Source organism: Kitasatospora sp. NPDC001547 (assembly GCF_042894165.1).
In the GTDB taxonomy this organism is placed as follows: Bacteria; Actinomycetota; Actinomycetes; order Streptomycetales; family Streptomycetaceae; genus Kitasatospora.
Genome location: NZ_JBIAVL010000010.1, coordinates 217549 through 230685 on the forward strand (window position 1 = coordinate 217549; position 13137 = coordinate 230685).

The following is a 13137-nucleotide window of genomic DNA, read 5'->3' on the forward strand; positions in this document are numbered from 1 at the left end:
CCGGGGTCTGCTCGCGTACGCCGGATCAGGCGTACGTGAGCAGACCGCTGGTGTCGAGCGTCCAGGGGCCCACGGCGACGTGGTCGCCGAACACGAACTTCTCCCGGGCCTCGTAACCGGGTTCCGAGTGCACGATTCCGGTGCCCGTGCGGGGATCGACGAGCAGGTAGAACGGAATCCCCATCGCCGAGTAGTCGCGAACCTTGTCGTGGTAGTCGTTCTCGGGGTTGGACTTCGAGACGATCTCCACGACGAGCAGCACCTCGTGCGGCAGGACCGCCCGCTGCTCGCCCTCCAGGGTCGCCTCGGGGAACACCATCAGGTCGGGGTTGCGCAGTTGGCCGAGCCCCGCGTCCTGGAGATCCGCACCGTGGTACGCGATGTGGCCCGGGTGGGTGGCCGACAACTGGGCGTTGAGCTGTCGGGAAAGGCGCAGCACCGCGAGTTCGTGGCGCTTCACGGGCGACATCATCATGACGATCTGGCCGTCGGCGATCTCGATCTTCCCTATCCCCGGCACCTTCGGCAGCTGATCCGCGATTTCGAGCAGCCGGGCGTACACAGCAGGATCGATGCTCATGTTCCGGAGTTTATCGGCGGTGGCTGTCAAGCGTCCGCGACCGTCCGCCGGGCCGCGTGGGCCTGGCGGGTGGCGTAGAGGGTGACGGCGGCGGCGAGGGCCATGGCGGCGAGGCCGACGGTGGCGGCGCCGGGCCAGCCGGTGGCGTGGTAGGCGTCGGCGCCGAGGGTGCCGCCCAGGCTGTTGCCCAGGTAGTAGGCGATCAGGTAGAGGGCGGAGGCCTGGGCGCGGCCCTCGGTGGCGGTGCGGCCCACCGAGGAGGAGGCGGTGGCGTGGCCGGCGAAGAAGCCGGCGGTGATCAGGACCAGGCCGAGCAGGGCGCAGACCAGGGACTGGGCGAGGGAGAGCAGCAGGCCGGCCGCGGTCACGCCGATGGAGACGTAGAGGGCGCCGCGCCGGCCGAGGCGGCCGGAGAGCCGGCCGGCCGCGGCGGAGGTGCCGGTGCCGACCAGGTAGACCACGAAGATCGAGGCGGCGACCGACTCCGGCAGGTGGAACGGCGAGCCGATCAGCCGGTAGCCGACGGTGTTGTAGACCGCGCCGAACACCGCCATGAACAGCATCCCGAGCAGGTACAGCCGCACCAGCAGCGGGTTGCGCAGGTGCCGCCCGACGGTCCGGGCGAGCGCGCGGGCGTCCACCGGGGCCGGGGTGAAGTGCCGGGCGGCGGGGATCAGCAGCCGGAAGGCGAGGGTGGCGAGCAGCGCGAGGACGGCGGAGGCGGCGAGGCCCCAGCGCCAGCCGAGCCCGGCGGCGGTCCAGCCGGAGAGCAGCCGGCCGCCCATCCCGCCGATGCTGTTGCCGGCCACGTACAGGCCCATCGCGGAGGGCAGCGCGCTGGGGTGGACCTCCTCGGCGAGGTAGGCCATGGCGGTGGCCGGGAGCCCGGCGAGGGCGGCGCCCTGGAGGGCCCGCAGCGCGACGAGGGTGGTGAGGTCCGGCGCGAAGGGCAGCGCGAGGGCGAGCACGGAGGCGGCGAGGGTGGAGGCGGTCATCACCGCGGTGCGGCCGTACCGGTCGGAGAGCGCGCTGGCCGGGAGCAGCCCGAGGGCGAGGCCGAGGGTGGCGGCGGAGGCCGTCCAGCTGGCCTGGCCGGGGGTGAGGTCGAGGTCGGCCGAGAGGACCGGCAGCAGGCCCTGGGTGGAGTAGAGCAGGACGAAGGTCGCGACCCCGGCGGCGAACAGGGCGAGGTTGGCGCGGCGGAAGGCGCGCCCGCCGGGGCGGTGGCGGTCGTCTCCGGAGATGGCGGCGGAGGAGGGGGCGGTGGCGGGGGCATCCGGGGCGGCCACGGATGCCCTGGTACTGGAGGGCTGCATGTCCTCGACCGTAGGACCGGCGCGCTTGATGCGTCCAATGCATGAAGCATGGATGATCGATGCACTGTCGTATGAGTCGAGGTGGTGGCGGGATGTCCGGTCCGGAACCGGTGGACGGCGGCGATCAGCGGTACCGGGAGGCCGAGTTGGGGCCGGAGGAGCCGGCCGTGCTGCTGGCGCCCCGGCTGGCGCAGTTCGCCGCGGTGGCCCGGCTGGAGCACGTGACCCGGGCGGCCGCGCTGCTCGGGGTGCCGCAGCCGACGCTGTCGCGCGCGGTGGCCCGGCTGGAGGAGGAGCTGGGGGTGGACCTGCTGGCCCGGCAGGGCCGTACGGTGCGGCTGACCAGGGCGGGTCGGCTGCTGCTGGCCTCGGTGGAGCGGGCGCTGGCCGAGGTCGAGCGCGGTGCGGCGGCGGCCCGGGCGGAGGCGGACCCGGCGGGGGGCCTGGTGGCCTTCGGGTTCCTGCACACGATGGGGCCGGACGCGGTGCCGGCGCTGCTGCGCGGCTTCCGCGCGGAGCACCCGCGGGTGCGCTTCCAGCTGGTGCAGGACTACGGCGCGGCGATGCTGGAGCGGCTGCGGGCCGGGGAGTTGGACCTCTGCCTGGTCGCGCCGCTGCCGGACGACCCGGCGTTCGCCGCCCGCCCGCTGGACGAGCAGCGGCTGCACCTGGTCGTCCCGGCGGACCACCGGCTGGCCGGGCGGCGGCGGATCCGGCTGGCGGAGGTGGCCGAGGAGCCGTTCGTCGGGCTGGAGCAGGGGTACGGGCTGCGGGTGATCACGGACGGCTTCTGCGCGCAGGCCGGGTTCGTCCCGCGGCTGGCGTTCGAGGGGGAGGAGGCGGAGACGCTGCGCGGGCTGGTGGCGGCCGGGCTGGGGGTGGCGCTGCTGCCGCCGGCCCTGGTGGCGCGGCCGGGGGTGGTGGAGCTGGAGGTGACGGCACCGCGCACCCGGCGGGCGGTCGGGCTGGCCTGGGCGGCGGGGCGGCCGCTGACGCCGCCGGCGCGGGCGTTCCGGGATTTCGTGCTGTCCCGGCGCGGGCGGCTGCTGCACCACGACTGAGGCCGTCGCCGGGGGCGGGCGGCGCTTTGGCGGATCGTATGGACCGGGCGGTGGAATTCCGGGACGGGTTTGGACCATCCGGCGGTGCGCGCGGTGGTCGGTCTACGCGCGTAGGGGCTATATTTCCGCAATGGAACAGCAGATCCCCGTCACCACCGCGGGCACCGGCCCGCGCATCCCCACCCCCGACCAGATCCTCCGCGCGCCGAAGGTCCTCCTGCACGACCACCTGGACGGCGGGCTGCGCCCGGAGACCGTGGTCGAGCTGGCCGCCGCCTGCGGCTACCAGGGCCTGCCCACCACCGACCCCAAGGAGCTCGGCGAGTGGTTCCGCGAGGCCGCCGACTCCGGCTCGCTGGTCCGCTACCTGGAGACCTTCGCGCACACCTGCGCCGTGATGCAGACCCGTGAGGCGCTGGTCAAGGTCGCCGCGGACTGCGCCGAGGACCTGGCCGCCGACGGCGTCGTGTACGCCGAGGTCCGCTACGCCCCCGAGCAGCACCTGGAGGCCGGACTGAGCCTGGACGAGGTCGTCGAGGCCGTCCAGGAGGGCTTCCGCCTCGGCGAGGCCAACGCCCGCGAGGCCGGCCACCGCATCCGCGTCGGCACCCTGCTGACCGCGATGCGGCACGCCGCCCGCTCCACCGAGATCGCCGAACTGGCCAACCGCTACCGGGACCGCGGCGTGGTCGGCTTCGACATCGCCGGTGCCGAGGCCGGCTACCCGCCCACCCGCCACCAGGCCGCCTTCGACTACCTCAAGGGCGAGAACAACCACTTCACCATCCACGCGGGCGAGGCCTTCGGCCTGCCGTCGATCTGGGAGGCCCTGCAGTGCTGCGGCGCCGACCGGCTCGGCCACGGCGTGCGGATCGTCGACGACATCACGGTGGGCGAGGACGGCACGGTCGAACTCGGCCGACTGGCCGCGTACGTGCGCGACAAGCGCGTCCCGCTGGAGATGTGCCCGACCTCCAACATCCAGACCGGCGCCGCCGCCTCGTACGCCGAGCACCCGATCGGGCTGCTCAGCCGGCTGAAGTTCCGGGTCACCGTGAACACCGACAACCGGCTGATGAGCGGCACCAGCATGAGCCGGGAGTTCGGCCACGTGGTGGACGCCTTCGGCTACACCCTGGGCGACCTGGAGTGGTTCACGGTGAACGCGATGAAGTCCGCGTTCCTGCCCTTCGACGAGCGGCTGGCGATGATCAACGACGTGATCAAGCCGGGCTACGCCGAGCTGAAGGCGGAGTGGCTGTTCAGCGGGGGTGTCGGCGGCAACTGAGCCGCTGGCGCGGTGTGCCCGCCCCGCCCGTCGGATGAACACCGCTCTCCTGGAGGGGAGTTGGTGTTCATCCGACTAGTCACTCGGGTGAGTGAACGCCCTTTGGTCGCCGCGCGACCTGCTCACTACGGTGTGCCCGTCATTGCCGACACGTCGCGGCGGGCGGTCGCACGTCCGCCGGTCCCGTGCGTGAACCCGGCCACCGACGAGGATCCAAAGGGGACCAACCATGAAGCAGGCTCTCAAGGCCGCCGGCACCGCGGCGCTCGGCATCGCCATCGCGGCGGTCGGCGCCGGTACCGCGTCCGCGGCTGACGGCCAGGCGGCCGGCGGCCTCGGGCTGCCCACCGGCGTGTTGACGAACCCGGCGGTGACCGGTGCGGTCACCGACACCGCCGGCAAGCTGCCCGCCACCGGCAAGGTGACCGACACCCTGGGCACCCTCGCCCCGAGCGTCGGCAAGGCCGTCCCCGCCGGTGACACCCCGCTGGCCGGTGTCACCCAGCAGCGCGCCGCCGTCCCGTCCATCCCCGGACTGGACAAGACCCCGATCGGCGGGCTGACCGGCCTGCTCCCGGGCCTGGGCGGCTGAGCCGGAGCCCACGGCACGGCGACGGGCCGCCCACTCCCGGAGACCCCGGGAGTGGGCGGCCCGTCGCTCTGTGCGCGGGGCCGCCGGGCTCACGGTTCCTGGGGGAGCAGCAGCCAGAGGGCCAGGTAGAGGAGGAACTGGGGGCCGGGGAGCAGGCAGGAGAGCAGGAAGATCAGCCGGACGGTCCACGGGGTCAGGCCGAAGCGTTCGGCGATCCCGGCGCAGACGCCGGCGATCACGCGGTTGTGGCGGGGACGGGCGAGGCGCGCGCTCATGATTTCTCCGTACGGTGGCGGCCCGGTCCGGCCGGTCCGGCGGGCTGCTTCCATACTCCGCCGCCACCCGCCCCCAGTCCTCCGTCCGGCAGGTGATTCCGGGCCCCGAAGGGTCACCGGGGAGGCGTAGCCGAATGTCGGGGTCCTCCTCAGGGTGACCCTGAGGGACGGGGGCCGGAAGTCCGGCCGGGCCCGTCCGAACGTCCGGAGTCGGCTCGGTAGGATGCTGCCGATCGCGGTCGGCCGGGGGGCGGACGGAAGAGCCCGACTTCGTCGTGGAAACGACCTCTCGTGCAAGCGATTTCACGTCCTGATGGGTTCTGTCCCGAATTCTCTCGTGGGGTTGAATTGCACATTCGGCATCGCAGATTCCTGACCGCGACCGCCGCCGTCACGCTGGCCTCCGGCCTGGCCGCCGCCGGGGCCCTGGCCGTCCTCGCCGCGCCGGAGGCCGTCGCGGCGGCCCCGGGCTCCCAGTCCCGCCCCTCGCCGGTCACGATCACCTTCAGCGGCCTTCCCGGCACCGTCCAGGCCGGTGGCGCGCCGGTGGAGTTCACCGCGACGCTCCGGAACACCGCCGACCACCGGCTGGACGTCCCCTCCTCGGCCTTCGTGGTCGCCGACACCGGCGCCGGCGCCGGGCAGGGCCACTTCCGGCTGGAGTACCGGCCGCCCGGCGGCACCCAGTGGCTGGACGCCAGGGTGAGCGCGGGGGGCGTCGGCGCCTTCTGGACGCTCGACCAGCCCGCCGTGCTGTCGCTGCCTGCCGGTGCCGAGGCGGGCTACCGGCTGCGGCTCACCGTCACCGCCGACGCCCCGGCCGGGCGGGTGGCGCCGGGCTTCAACTCCGTGGTCTCGGACCCGGCCCTGCCGCCGGAGCAGCGCGCCGCCGAGGCGGGCAGCGGCTACCCGGACCTGCTCATCGCCCCGGCGGCGGCGCCGAGCACCCCACCGAGCGCCACGCCGGCCGCCCCGGCGGCCACCGCCCGGGTCGGGTTCGACGGTGTGCCGACCGCGTTCACGGTGGGCGGGGAGGCGAAGCCGTTCCGGCTGGTCCTCACCAACCGGAGCGGCCGGGGCTTGCGGGTGGTGCCCGCGGTGGTGTTCCAGGGGGTGGACGAACTCCCCCCGCAGACCGTCGTGTTGGAGTTCCGCACCGCCGACGGCCAGTGGCGGGAAGCCACCCCGGGCGGCAGCCCGGAGCACCCGACCTGGCTGTACTTCGGGCTGCGGACCGGGGATCGGAACGCCGACGTCGTCGCGCTGGCGAAGGGCGAGAGCCGCACCGTCGACCTCCGGCTGGCCTTCACCAAGGACGCGCCGATCCTCTTCGAGTCCCTGGTCGCCGTCTCGGGCACCCTGCCGGAGCCGGGCGAGAGCGCGGCCGAGGCGGACGGCCCGGCGGCCGACTTCATCACCGTGCCCGCGACGCGCGCCACCGCGGTGCCCGCTCGCGCCGTCCCGGACCCCGACCCGGCCCCGGAGGCGGCGGAGTCGCCCACCGCCCCGGTCGGCCCCGCGACGGCCTCCTCGGGGGTGCCGAGCCCGGCGGTGGGCGGCGTGCGGACGGCCGCCGTCGCGGCCCCGGCCGCCGACCCCCGGCTGGCCTCCACCGGTGGCGGGACGGCGGCGGAGCCGATGGCGGTCACCGGTGCGGCCGCGATCGCCCTCGGCGTCGGCACCCTGGTGGTGGCGCGGCGCCGCGACCGCGTGCGGCGCGGCGCCGGGAACTGACCCCGGAGGACGGCGAGGCCCGCCCGTCCCCGCCGGGTGGCGGGGTCGGACGGGCCTCGGTCGGTTCCGTGACGGCCGTACGGCGCGGTCAGCCGACCGGGTGCTGCGGCGGCTGCGGCTGCGCGTACGGGTTGTCCGCGACCGGCTGCGGCGGCAGACCCGGCTGGTACGGTGCGGCGCCCTGCGGCGGGGCCGGCGGAGCGACCGGCGGGACGGGGGCACCGGCCGGCGGCGGGACGGGAGCGCCCGGCTGCGGGGCGTACGGCGCCTGCGGGGCGTTGGGGTTGAACGGCGCCTGCGGGGCCTGGGCGGCGTTGGGGTTGAACGGCGCCTGCGGGGCGTTGGGGTTGAACGGCGCGTTCGGGTTGAACGCGGCGGCCGCCTGGGCGGCCTGCTGCTGCTTGGCGTTGCCGCGCTCGACCAGCGCCTTCACCGAGGCGACGATCATCAGGACCGGCAGGATGAACACCTTGAAGAAGATGGTGTACGTGCCGCCCTCGAAGACGAACGCCAGGTAGTAGGCGTACCCCAGGAACGCGAGGCCGATGACGACGTTGAGGATGCGCAGGCCGACCTTCATCCCGCCGGCGACGGCCCCGAGGACCACCATGATGACGCCGCTGACCGCCAGTGCGACGACGTACCAGGAGAAAAGCGGTTCGGCGTTGAAGTCGAGATTGTTCAAGGAGATTTCCTGGGAAGGGGAAGACGAAAACGGCGGGCACCGTTCGGGGACGAGAGCGCACAGTACTGGAGGCGGCCGACATCCGTCTCCGCCTTTGCGTCACGGTGTCATTGCGCTGTGCCGCAGCGGAAGTCGACGAGGTGGGAAATGACGGAGTTTGAGGTGCTGCGGGTCTTTTGCGGGCCCGACGGGAGCCAGGGGAACGCGCTCGGTGTGGTGCGCGACGGCGCCGCCGTGCCGGAGCGCGCGGACCGGCAGCGGATCGCACGCGGACTCGGCTTCAGCGAGACGGTGTTCGTCGACGATCCGGAGCGCGGCGAGATCGACATCTACACCCCGTCGGTGCGCCTGCCGTTCGCCGGCCATCCGTGCGTGGGCGCCGCCTGGCTGCTCGGGGTGGACCGGCTGGTCACGGCCGCCGGAGAGGTGGCGGTGCGGCGCGAGGACGGGCTGACCCGGATCGCGGCCCGGCCGGAGTGGGCCCCGGGGCGCACGCTGCGGCAGTACGGTTCGGCGGCCGAGGTGGAGGCGCTGGAGGTGCCGCTGCCGGGGGAGTGGGTCTACGCCTGGGCCTGGCAGGACGAGGCGGCCGGCACCGTACGGGCCCGGGCCTTCCCCGGGCGGGGCGACGGGATCGACGAGGACGAGGCCACCGGCGCGGCCGCGCTGCTGCTGGCCGCGAGCCTCGGCCGGGCGCTGACCGTCACCCAGGGGCGGGGATCGCTGCTGCTGGCCGGTCCGCGCCCGGGCGGGCTGGTCGAGGTCGGCGGCCGGGTGGTCCGCGGCCGGGGGCCTCAGCCGGTCGGCGGCGTCGGCTCGGCGTAGGCGCGCCGCCGGGCGGCGGGTGCGACGGCCGTGACGGCCGTGACGGAGGCGACGGCCGCGACGGCGGCGATGGAGCCGACGGCCGGGACGGAGCCGGCGGTGGGTACCGGCGGCACGGAGCGCACCGCCCGCCGGGGCGCCCGGGGCCGCCGGTCCCGCAGCAGGAGCCGCAGGCCGGGGACGAGCGCGAGGTGGGCGACGGCCACGCCGGCCGCGGCGAACAGGATGTGGTCCACGTTGAGGACGTGCCCGGGCGCCCAGGAGGAGAGGAACTCCAGCGCGGTCGCCAGCAGCGCGGAGACGCCGGTGGTGCGCAGGAAGGACGGCAGCCAGGGGGCCCGGAGCCGGCCGCCGGCCAGCGGCAGCAGGACGCCGAGCGGGGCCAGCAGCAGGAGCTCGCCGAGCACCTGCCAGGCGCTGGAGGAGCGGAGCGAGGCGAGCGGCGTCAGGTTGGCGTCGTACACCCAGGCCACCGGCAGCGGTCTCAGGACCAGCCAGAGCACCAGCGCCAGGTGGCCGGTGAGGCCCGCCAGCCCGGCCAACCGCAGGGGACGGTGGACGGCCGCCGCCGGGCTGCTCTCGGTCCCCGCGCCGGAACGCTCGTCGCGTGTCCTGGTGCCATCTCGCTGCACGGGGGGAAGGACGTGGGCCGACGCCACGTCGGTTCCACGCCGGGCGTGAACATTCCAGGACGCGCCCCCCGCCGCCCTTCCCGCCCCCTTCCCGGCGGCCTACTTGCAGGGCGAGGCCGTCGGCACCGCGCCGAACACGTTGTCCGGCGGCGGACTGCCCGGCGCCACCGGGGTGGGCGACGGGCTCGGGCTCGCGGCCGCCTTGCCGCCGCGGGCCGGCGTCGTGGTCGGGGCCGGTCCCGGCGGGGTGGCCAGGGCCGGCGGTATGTGCGGGGTGGTCGGGCAGGCCGTCCGGCTGGCGGGCGCGCCGGCGTCGACCGGTACGGCGGTCGGCCGGATGCCGCAGCCGGAGGCCAGCGCGAGCAGCAGCAGCACGCCCGCGCCGCGGCGCAGGACGGTGCGGGGGACGGCGGTGTCGGTGCGGGGGGTCACGTGGCGTCCTTGTCCTCGGCGGCGTCGCCGGCGGGGCCGCCCTCGGCCCCGCCCGCGGACGGCGGAGGCGGCGGGGCCAGCGGCAGGGTCAGGGTGAACACCGCGCCGACCTCCCCGTTCGCCGCCGTGATCGTCCCCCCGTGTATCTGCGCGTTGGCCATCGCGATCGACAGGCCGAGACCGCTGCCCTCCGAGCGCGCCCGCCCCCGGTCCGCCTTGTAGAACCGGTCGAAGACGTGCGGCAGCACGTCCTCCGGGATGCCCGGCCCGCTGTCGGAGACCTCGACCACGACCGACTCCCCGTCCTGCCGGACCTTCACCCGCACCGGCGAGCCGCCGTGCTTCAGCGCGTTGCCGATCAGGTTGGCGAAGACCACGTCGAGCCGGCGCGGGTCGACCACCGCCAGGATGCCGCGCGGGGCGTCCAGTTCGACCGCGTCGTACCAGGCCCGCCCGTCGATGCAGGACATGATCAGGTCGGCGACGTCCACCTCGTCGGCGACCAGCTTGGCGGTGCCGGCGTCGAAGCGGGTCACCTCCATCAGGTTCTCCACCAGGTCGGACAGCCGCCGGGTCTCGCTGACCACGAGCCGGACGGCCGGCTCGATCATCGGGTCCAGCGACTCGGCCTCGTCCTCCAGGATGTCGGTCACGGCGGTCATCGCGGTCAGCGGGGTGCGCAGCTCGTGCGACATGTCGGCGACGAACCGCCGGCTCTGCGCCTCGCGCGCGCTCAGCTCCTCGACCTGCTCGTGCAGGGACTCCGCGGCCCGGTTGAACGTCCTCGCCAGGTCGGCGAGTTCGTCCGAGCCCTCGACCTCCAGCCGGGTGTCCAGGCGCCCCTCGCCGAGCCGCCGGGCGGCGTCCCCGAGCCGCTTGACCGGCCGCAGCACGGTCGCCGAGGCGGCCTGGGCGAGCAGCGCCGAGCCGATCAGCGCGAGCAGCGTGGCGATGGCCAGCGACCAGCCCAGCGTGTTGAGGTCGGCCCGCTCGTTCTCCAGCGACTTGAACATGTACGCCGTCGGGCCGCTCGGCACCACCTTGGTGCCGCCGATCACGAACGGCCGGCCCTCCAGGTTCTGCCGCTGCCAGTACAGGTGGTACGGGAACGGGTTGTTCTCGGTGACCTCGCGCGGCCTGGCGACGGTGGCCTGCAGGGCGGTCGGGACGTCGGCGAGCGTGAAGTTCGCCGGGTCGGAGGAGGCCGTGCACTCCGGGTGCGCCGGGTCGACCACCACCACGTCGTAGGTCAGGCCGGAGCTGGCCACGGTGGACGCCAGCGAGGCCAGCTCCGGGCAGCTCGCGTTCAGCGGCAGCTCGGAGACGTTGCGGGTGAGCGACACCCGGAAGTCGTTCAGCGCGGTGTCCTGGGCGCGCTTGAGCACCGCGTCGCGGTTCAGCCAGTACGCGATGCCGGAGGCCGAGACGGCGGCGAGCAGCGCGACGGCCGCGAACACCGCGATCAGCCGCACCCGCAGGGAGCGCAGCCGACGCCACCGGCCCGTCGAGAACCGCCGGGCAGTCGTCTGATGGTCAGTCACAAGAGCCTGTCGTGATACGGGAGTTCAGGGGACGGGTGGGGGCTGGTCGGGAGGCGTTCGGGATCAGGCCGGCGGGTCCAGCCGGTAGCCCACCCCCCGGACGGTGCGGATCAGCGTCGGCGCGGACGGCACGTCCTCGACCTTGGCCCGCAGCCGCTGCACGCAGGCGTCCACCAGCCGGGAGTCGCCGAGGTAGTCGTGCTCCCAGACCAGCCGCAGCAGCTGCTGGCGGGAGAGCGCCTGGCCGGGGCGGCGGCTGAGCTCCAGCAGCAGCCGCAGCTCGGTCGGGGTGAGCTGGAGGTCCTGTCCGTCCTTGGTGACGGTCATCGCCGCGCGGTCGATCACCACGCTGCCGTAGGCCGAGGAGTCCGAGCTCTCCCGCTCGCCGCGCCGCAGCACCGCGCGGATCCGGGCGTCCAGCACGCGGGGCTGGACCGGCTTCACCACGTAGTCGTCGGCTCCGGACTCCAGACCCACCACCACGTCGATGTCGTCGGAGCGGGCGGTCAGCAGGATGATCGGCAGCTGGTCGGTGCGGCGGATCCGGCGGCAGACTTCGAAGCCGTCGATTCCGGGCAGCATCACGTCCAGCACGATCAGGTCGGGTCGCTGCTCCTTGAAGAGCCTCAGACCGTCCTCGCCGGAGGCGGCGGTGGCCACGCGGTGGCCCTGGCGGGTGAGAGCGAGTTCGAGGCCGGTCCGGATGGCGTCGTCGTCCTCGATCAGTAGGAGGAAAGGCACGGCCCCATTTTGGCCCACCCGCAGCCCCGAATCACCCCCCGGACCGATCACCGGCCCCCCGGGAACCGGAACGGGCGCCACCGGCGTCCGCTACGGAGGGAGGCGGACCGGGACGTTCGACCCGCTCCTGTGACACCCCTGTGACAGTCGGCGGACAGCGCCATCACAACCGGCGGGCAGGATTTTCCATGTCGCCGCAGGACAGCGGGCCGCAAGGCCGGCTGGAGGGCGGCTACCGGAACCGCTCGTACCGACCCAGGGGGCGCACGATGAACGCCATGCTTCAGACCCGGACCAACCCGGCTGTCCGCACCGCGCGTTCGTCAGCCGCGTCCCACCGGACCCGGTACGAGGTCAGGACCGACGAGAACTCCGGTGCCGTGACCGTGCGGGGGTGCGCGCACAGCACCGGTGGAAACCCTGTCGCCCGCCGGGTGAGCGGCGGCGGCAGGACGGGGGAGCTGTACGGGATCGGCCGTCTGGGGAGTTCGGTCGACTCCGCCAACACCCTCACGCTGCGGGGGATCCTCCCCGTCCGCGTCGAGGGCAAGGACGCCCCGGGGGGCAACCGGGGGACCGGGGGGAACGGTCTGCGGACGGTCGGTTCGGGGGAGCCGACCGGTCGCGAGGCCGCCGGTGCGACGCTGCTGCGGTTGAACCCCGCGGCGGCCCGCACCACCGAGGCGGGACAGGGAGGCGCGCAGGGGGAGCACTCGGCCGTCGCGGAGGACCACATCACGGAGTTCACCGCGTACGTGCGCGAGCGCCGCGCCTCCCTGTACGCCACGGCCTACCACCTGACCGGTGACCGCTACGAGGCCGAGGACCTGCTGCAGAGCGCGCTCTTCAGCACGTACCGGGCCTGGGGCCGGATCACCGACAAGGCCGCGGTCGGCGGGTACCTCCGCCGCACCATGACCAACCTGCACATCTCCGCCTGGCGGCGCCGCAAGGTCAACGAGTACCCGACCGAGGAGCTGCCGGAGACGGCCGGCGACACCGACGCGATGGGCGGCACCGAGCTGCGCACCGTGCTCTGGCAGGCGCTGGCGAAGCTGCCGGAGAACCAGCGCACCATGCTGGTGCTGCGGTACTACGAGGGCAAGACCGACCCGGAGATCGCCGACGTGCTGGGGATCAGCGTCGGCACGGTCAAGAGCAGCATCTGGCGCGCCCTGCGCCGGCTGCGCGAGGACGAGCACCTGAACAAGTCCGGCGACACCGTCCGGGCGTTCGGCGAGCTGGTCGCGTAACAGAGGACTCCCGTCGGGGGACGGGAAGCGGACGGTCACGGTCCGGGGGCAGCGGCTCGGGGGAGCATGCCCGTGGGGGAGCCGAGGACCGTTCGGGGAAGGCGACGGCCCGGTGCGGGGGAGACGCACCGGGCCTTCGTCGTGCCGTGGGCAGGGCGGGGCAGGGCAGGGCCGGTCTCGGA

14 protein-coding genes are annotated in these 13137 nt (G+C 74.5%); 6 read left to right on the top strand and 8 right to left on the bottom strand.

The window, feature by feature from the left end:
• Positions 1-25 precede the first annotated feature (25 nt).
• Both ACFY0X_RS20385 and ACFY0X_RS20390 read right to left on the bottom strand, forming a co-directional pair.
• Entirely contained in the window at positions 26-580 is a 555-nt protein-coding gene (locus tag ACFY0X_RS20385; RefSeq protein ID WP_387756495.1) for a Uma2 family endonuclease, read from the bottom strand.
• A gap of 26 nt (positions 581-606) precedes the next feature.
• On the bottom strand, positions 607-1896 hold the full coding sequence (locus ACFY0X_RS20390) for an MFS transporter (protein ID WP_387756497.1): 1290 nt from the start codon (positions 1894-1896) through the stop codon (positions 607-609).
• Between the two features lie 92 nt (positions 1897-1988).
• On the opposite strand from ACFY0X_RS20390, the gene ACFY0X_RS20395 reads away from it, so the two are divergent.
• The 3 genes from ACFY0X_RS20395 (at position 1989) to ACFY0X_RS20405 (ending at position 4837) form a co-directional block, all read left to right on the top strand.
• Entirely contained in the window at positions 1989-2957 is a 969-nt protein-coding gene (locus tag ACFY0X_RS20395) for a LysR family transcriptional regulator (protein ID WP_387756499.1), read from the top strand.
• Positions 2958-3087: 130 nt separating this feature from the next.
• Positions 3088-4245 (top strand): adenosine deaminase, encoded by a 1158-nt coding sequence (locus tag ACFY0X_RS20400; RefSeq protein ID WP_387756501.1) that lies wholly within the window; start codon positions 3088-3090, stop codon positions 4243-4245.
• A 229-nt stretch (positions 4246-4474) separates the two neighbouring features.
• Entirely contained in the window at positions 4475-4837 is a 363-nt protein-coding gene (locus tag ACFY0X_RS20405; protein WP_387756503.1) for a hypothetical protein, read from the top strand.
• Between the two features lie 89 nt (positions 4838-4926).
• On the opposite strand, the gene ACFY0X_RS20410 is transcribed toward ACFY0X_RS20405, so the two are convergent.
• On the bottom strand, positions 4927-5112 hold the full coding sequence (locus ACFY0X_RS20410) for a PspC domain-containing protein (RefSeq protein ID WP_355267409.1): 186 nt from the start codon (positions 5110-5112) through the stop codon (positions 4927-4929).
• A 348-nt stretch (positions 5113-5460) separates the two neighbouring features.
• Between ACFY0X_RS20410 and ACFY0X_RS20415 the strand changes: the two genes are divergently transcribed.
• A complete protein-coding gene (locus tag ACFY0X_RS20415) occupies positions 5461-6846 on the top strand; it encodes a hypothetical protein (RefSeq protein ID WP_387756505.1) in 1386 nt (461 codons plus the stop codon).
• 88 nt (positions 6847-6934) lie between these two features.
• Here ACFY0X_RS20415 and ACFY0X_RS20420 read toward each other — a convergent pair whose 3' ends face one another.
• Positions 6935-7531: a hypothetical protein gene (locus ACFY0X_RS20420; RefSeq protein ID WP_387756507.1), complete on the bottom strand. Its 597-nt coding sequence runs from the start codon at positions 7529-7531 to the stop codon at positions 6935-6937.
• Between the two features lie 147 nt (positions 7532-7678).
• Here ACFY0X_RS20420 and ACFY0X_RS20425 point away from each other — a divergent pair, with 147 nt between their 5' ends.
• Positions 7679-8356: a PhzF family phenazine biosynthesis protein gene (locus tag ACFY0X_RS20425; protein ID WP_387756509.1), complete on the top strand. Its 678-nt coding sequence runs from the start codon at positions 7679-7681 to the stop codon at positions 8354-8356.
• On the opposite strand, the gene ACFY0X_RS20430 is transcribed toward ACFY0X_RS20425, so the two are convergent.
• The 4 genes from ACFY0X_RS20430 to ACFY0X_RS20445 form a co-directional block, all read right to left on the bottom strand.
• Positions 8326-8988, bottom strand: coding sequence for a VanZ family protein (locus ACFY0X_RS20430; RefSeq protein ID WP_387756511.1), 663 nt, complete (start codon positions 8986-8988; stop codon positions 8326-8328). The two genes, ACFY0X_RS20425 and ACFY0X_RS20430, sit on opposite strands and share 31 nt — an antisense overlap.
• A gap of 99 nt (positions 8989-9087) precedes the next feature.
• Positions 9088-9420 carry a hypothetical protein gene (locus tag ACFY0X_RS20435; protein WP_387756513.1) on the bottom strand — a complete coding sequence of 111 codons (333 nt, stop codon included), beginning with the start codon at positions 9418-9420 and terminating at the stop codon, positions 9088-9090.
• Positions 9417-10961 carry an ATP-binding protein gene (locus tag ACFY0X_RS20440; RefSeq protein WP_387756515.1) on the bottom strand — a complete coding sequence of 515 codons (1545 nt, stop codon included), beginning with the start codon at positions 10959-10961 and terminating at the stop codon, positions 9417-9419. Before ACFY0X_RS20440 ends, ACFY0X_RS20435 begins: the two co-directional genes overlap by 4 nt.
• Positions 10962-11024: 63 nt before the next feature.
• The gene (locus tag ACFY0X_RS20445; RefSeq protein WP_030257458.1) at positions 11025-11702 is read right to left on the bottom strand and encodes a response regulator transcription factor; all 678 of its coding nucleotides are present in this window, start codon (positions 11700-11702) and stop codon (positions 11025-11027) included.
• Positions 11703-12082: 380 nt separating this feature from the next.
• Between ACFY0X_RS20445 and ACFY0X_RS20450 the strand changes: the two genes are divergently transcribed.
• Complete coding sequence (locus tag ACFY0X_RS20450) at positions 12083-12955, top strand: SigE family RNA polymerase sigma factor (protein ID WP_387756611.1); 873 nt, start codon at positions 12083-12085, stop codon at positions 12953-12955.
• Positions 12956-13137 lie beyond the last annotated feature (182 nt).

Bases quoted from the DNA above. Each gene is read 5' to 3' on its own strand.
- ACFY0X_RS20385 (WP_387756495.1), bottom strand. From the start codon at position 580: ATGAGCATCGATCCTGCTGTGTACGCCCGGCTGCTCGAAATCGCGGAT.
- ACFY0X_RS20390 (WP_387756497.1), bottom strand. From the start codon at position 1,896: ATGCAGCCCTCCAGTACCAGGGCATCCGTGGCCGCCCCGGATGCCCCC.
- ACFY0X_RS20395 (WP_387756499.1), top strand. From the start codon at position 1,989: ATGTCCGGTCCGGAACCGGTGGACGGCGGCGATCAGCGGTACCGGGAG.
- ACFY0X_RS20400 (WP_387756501.1), top strand. From the start codon at position 3,088: ATGGAACAGCAGATCCCCGTCACCACCGCGGGCACCGGCCCGCGCATC.
- ACFY0X_RS20405 (WP_387756503.1), top strand. From the start codon at position 4,475: ATGAAGCAGGCTCTCAAGGCCGCCGGCACCGCGGCGCTCGGCATCGCC.
- ACFY0X_RS20410 (WP_355267409.1), bottom strand. From the start codon at position 5,112: ATGAGCGCGCGCCTCGCCCGTCCCCGCCACAACCGCGTGATCGCCGGC.
- ACFY0X_RS20425 (WP_387756509.1), top strand. From the start codon at position 7,679: ATGACGGAGTTTGAGGTGCTGCGGGTCTTTTGCGGGCCCGACGGGAGC.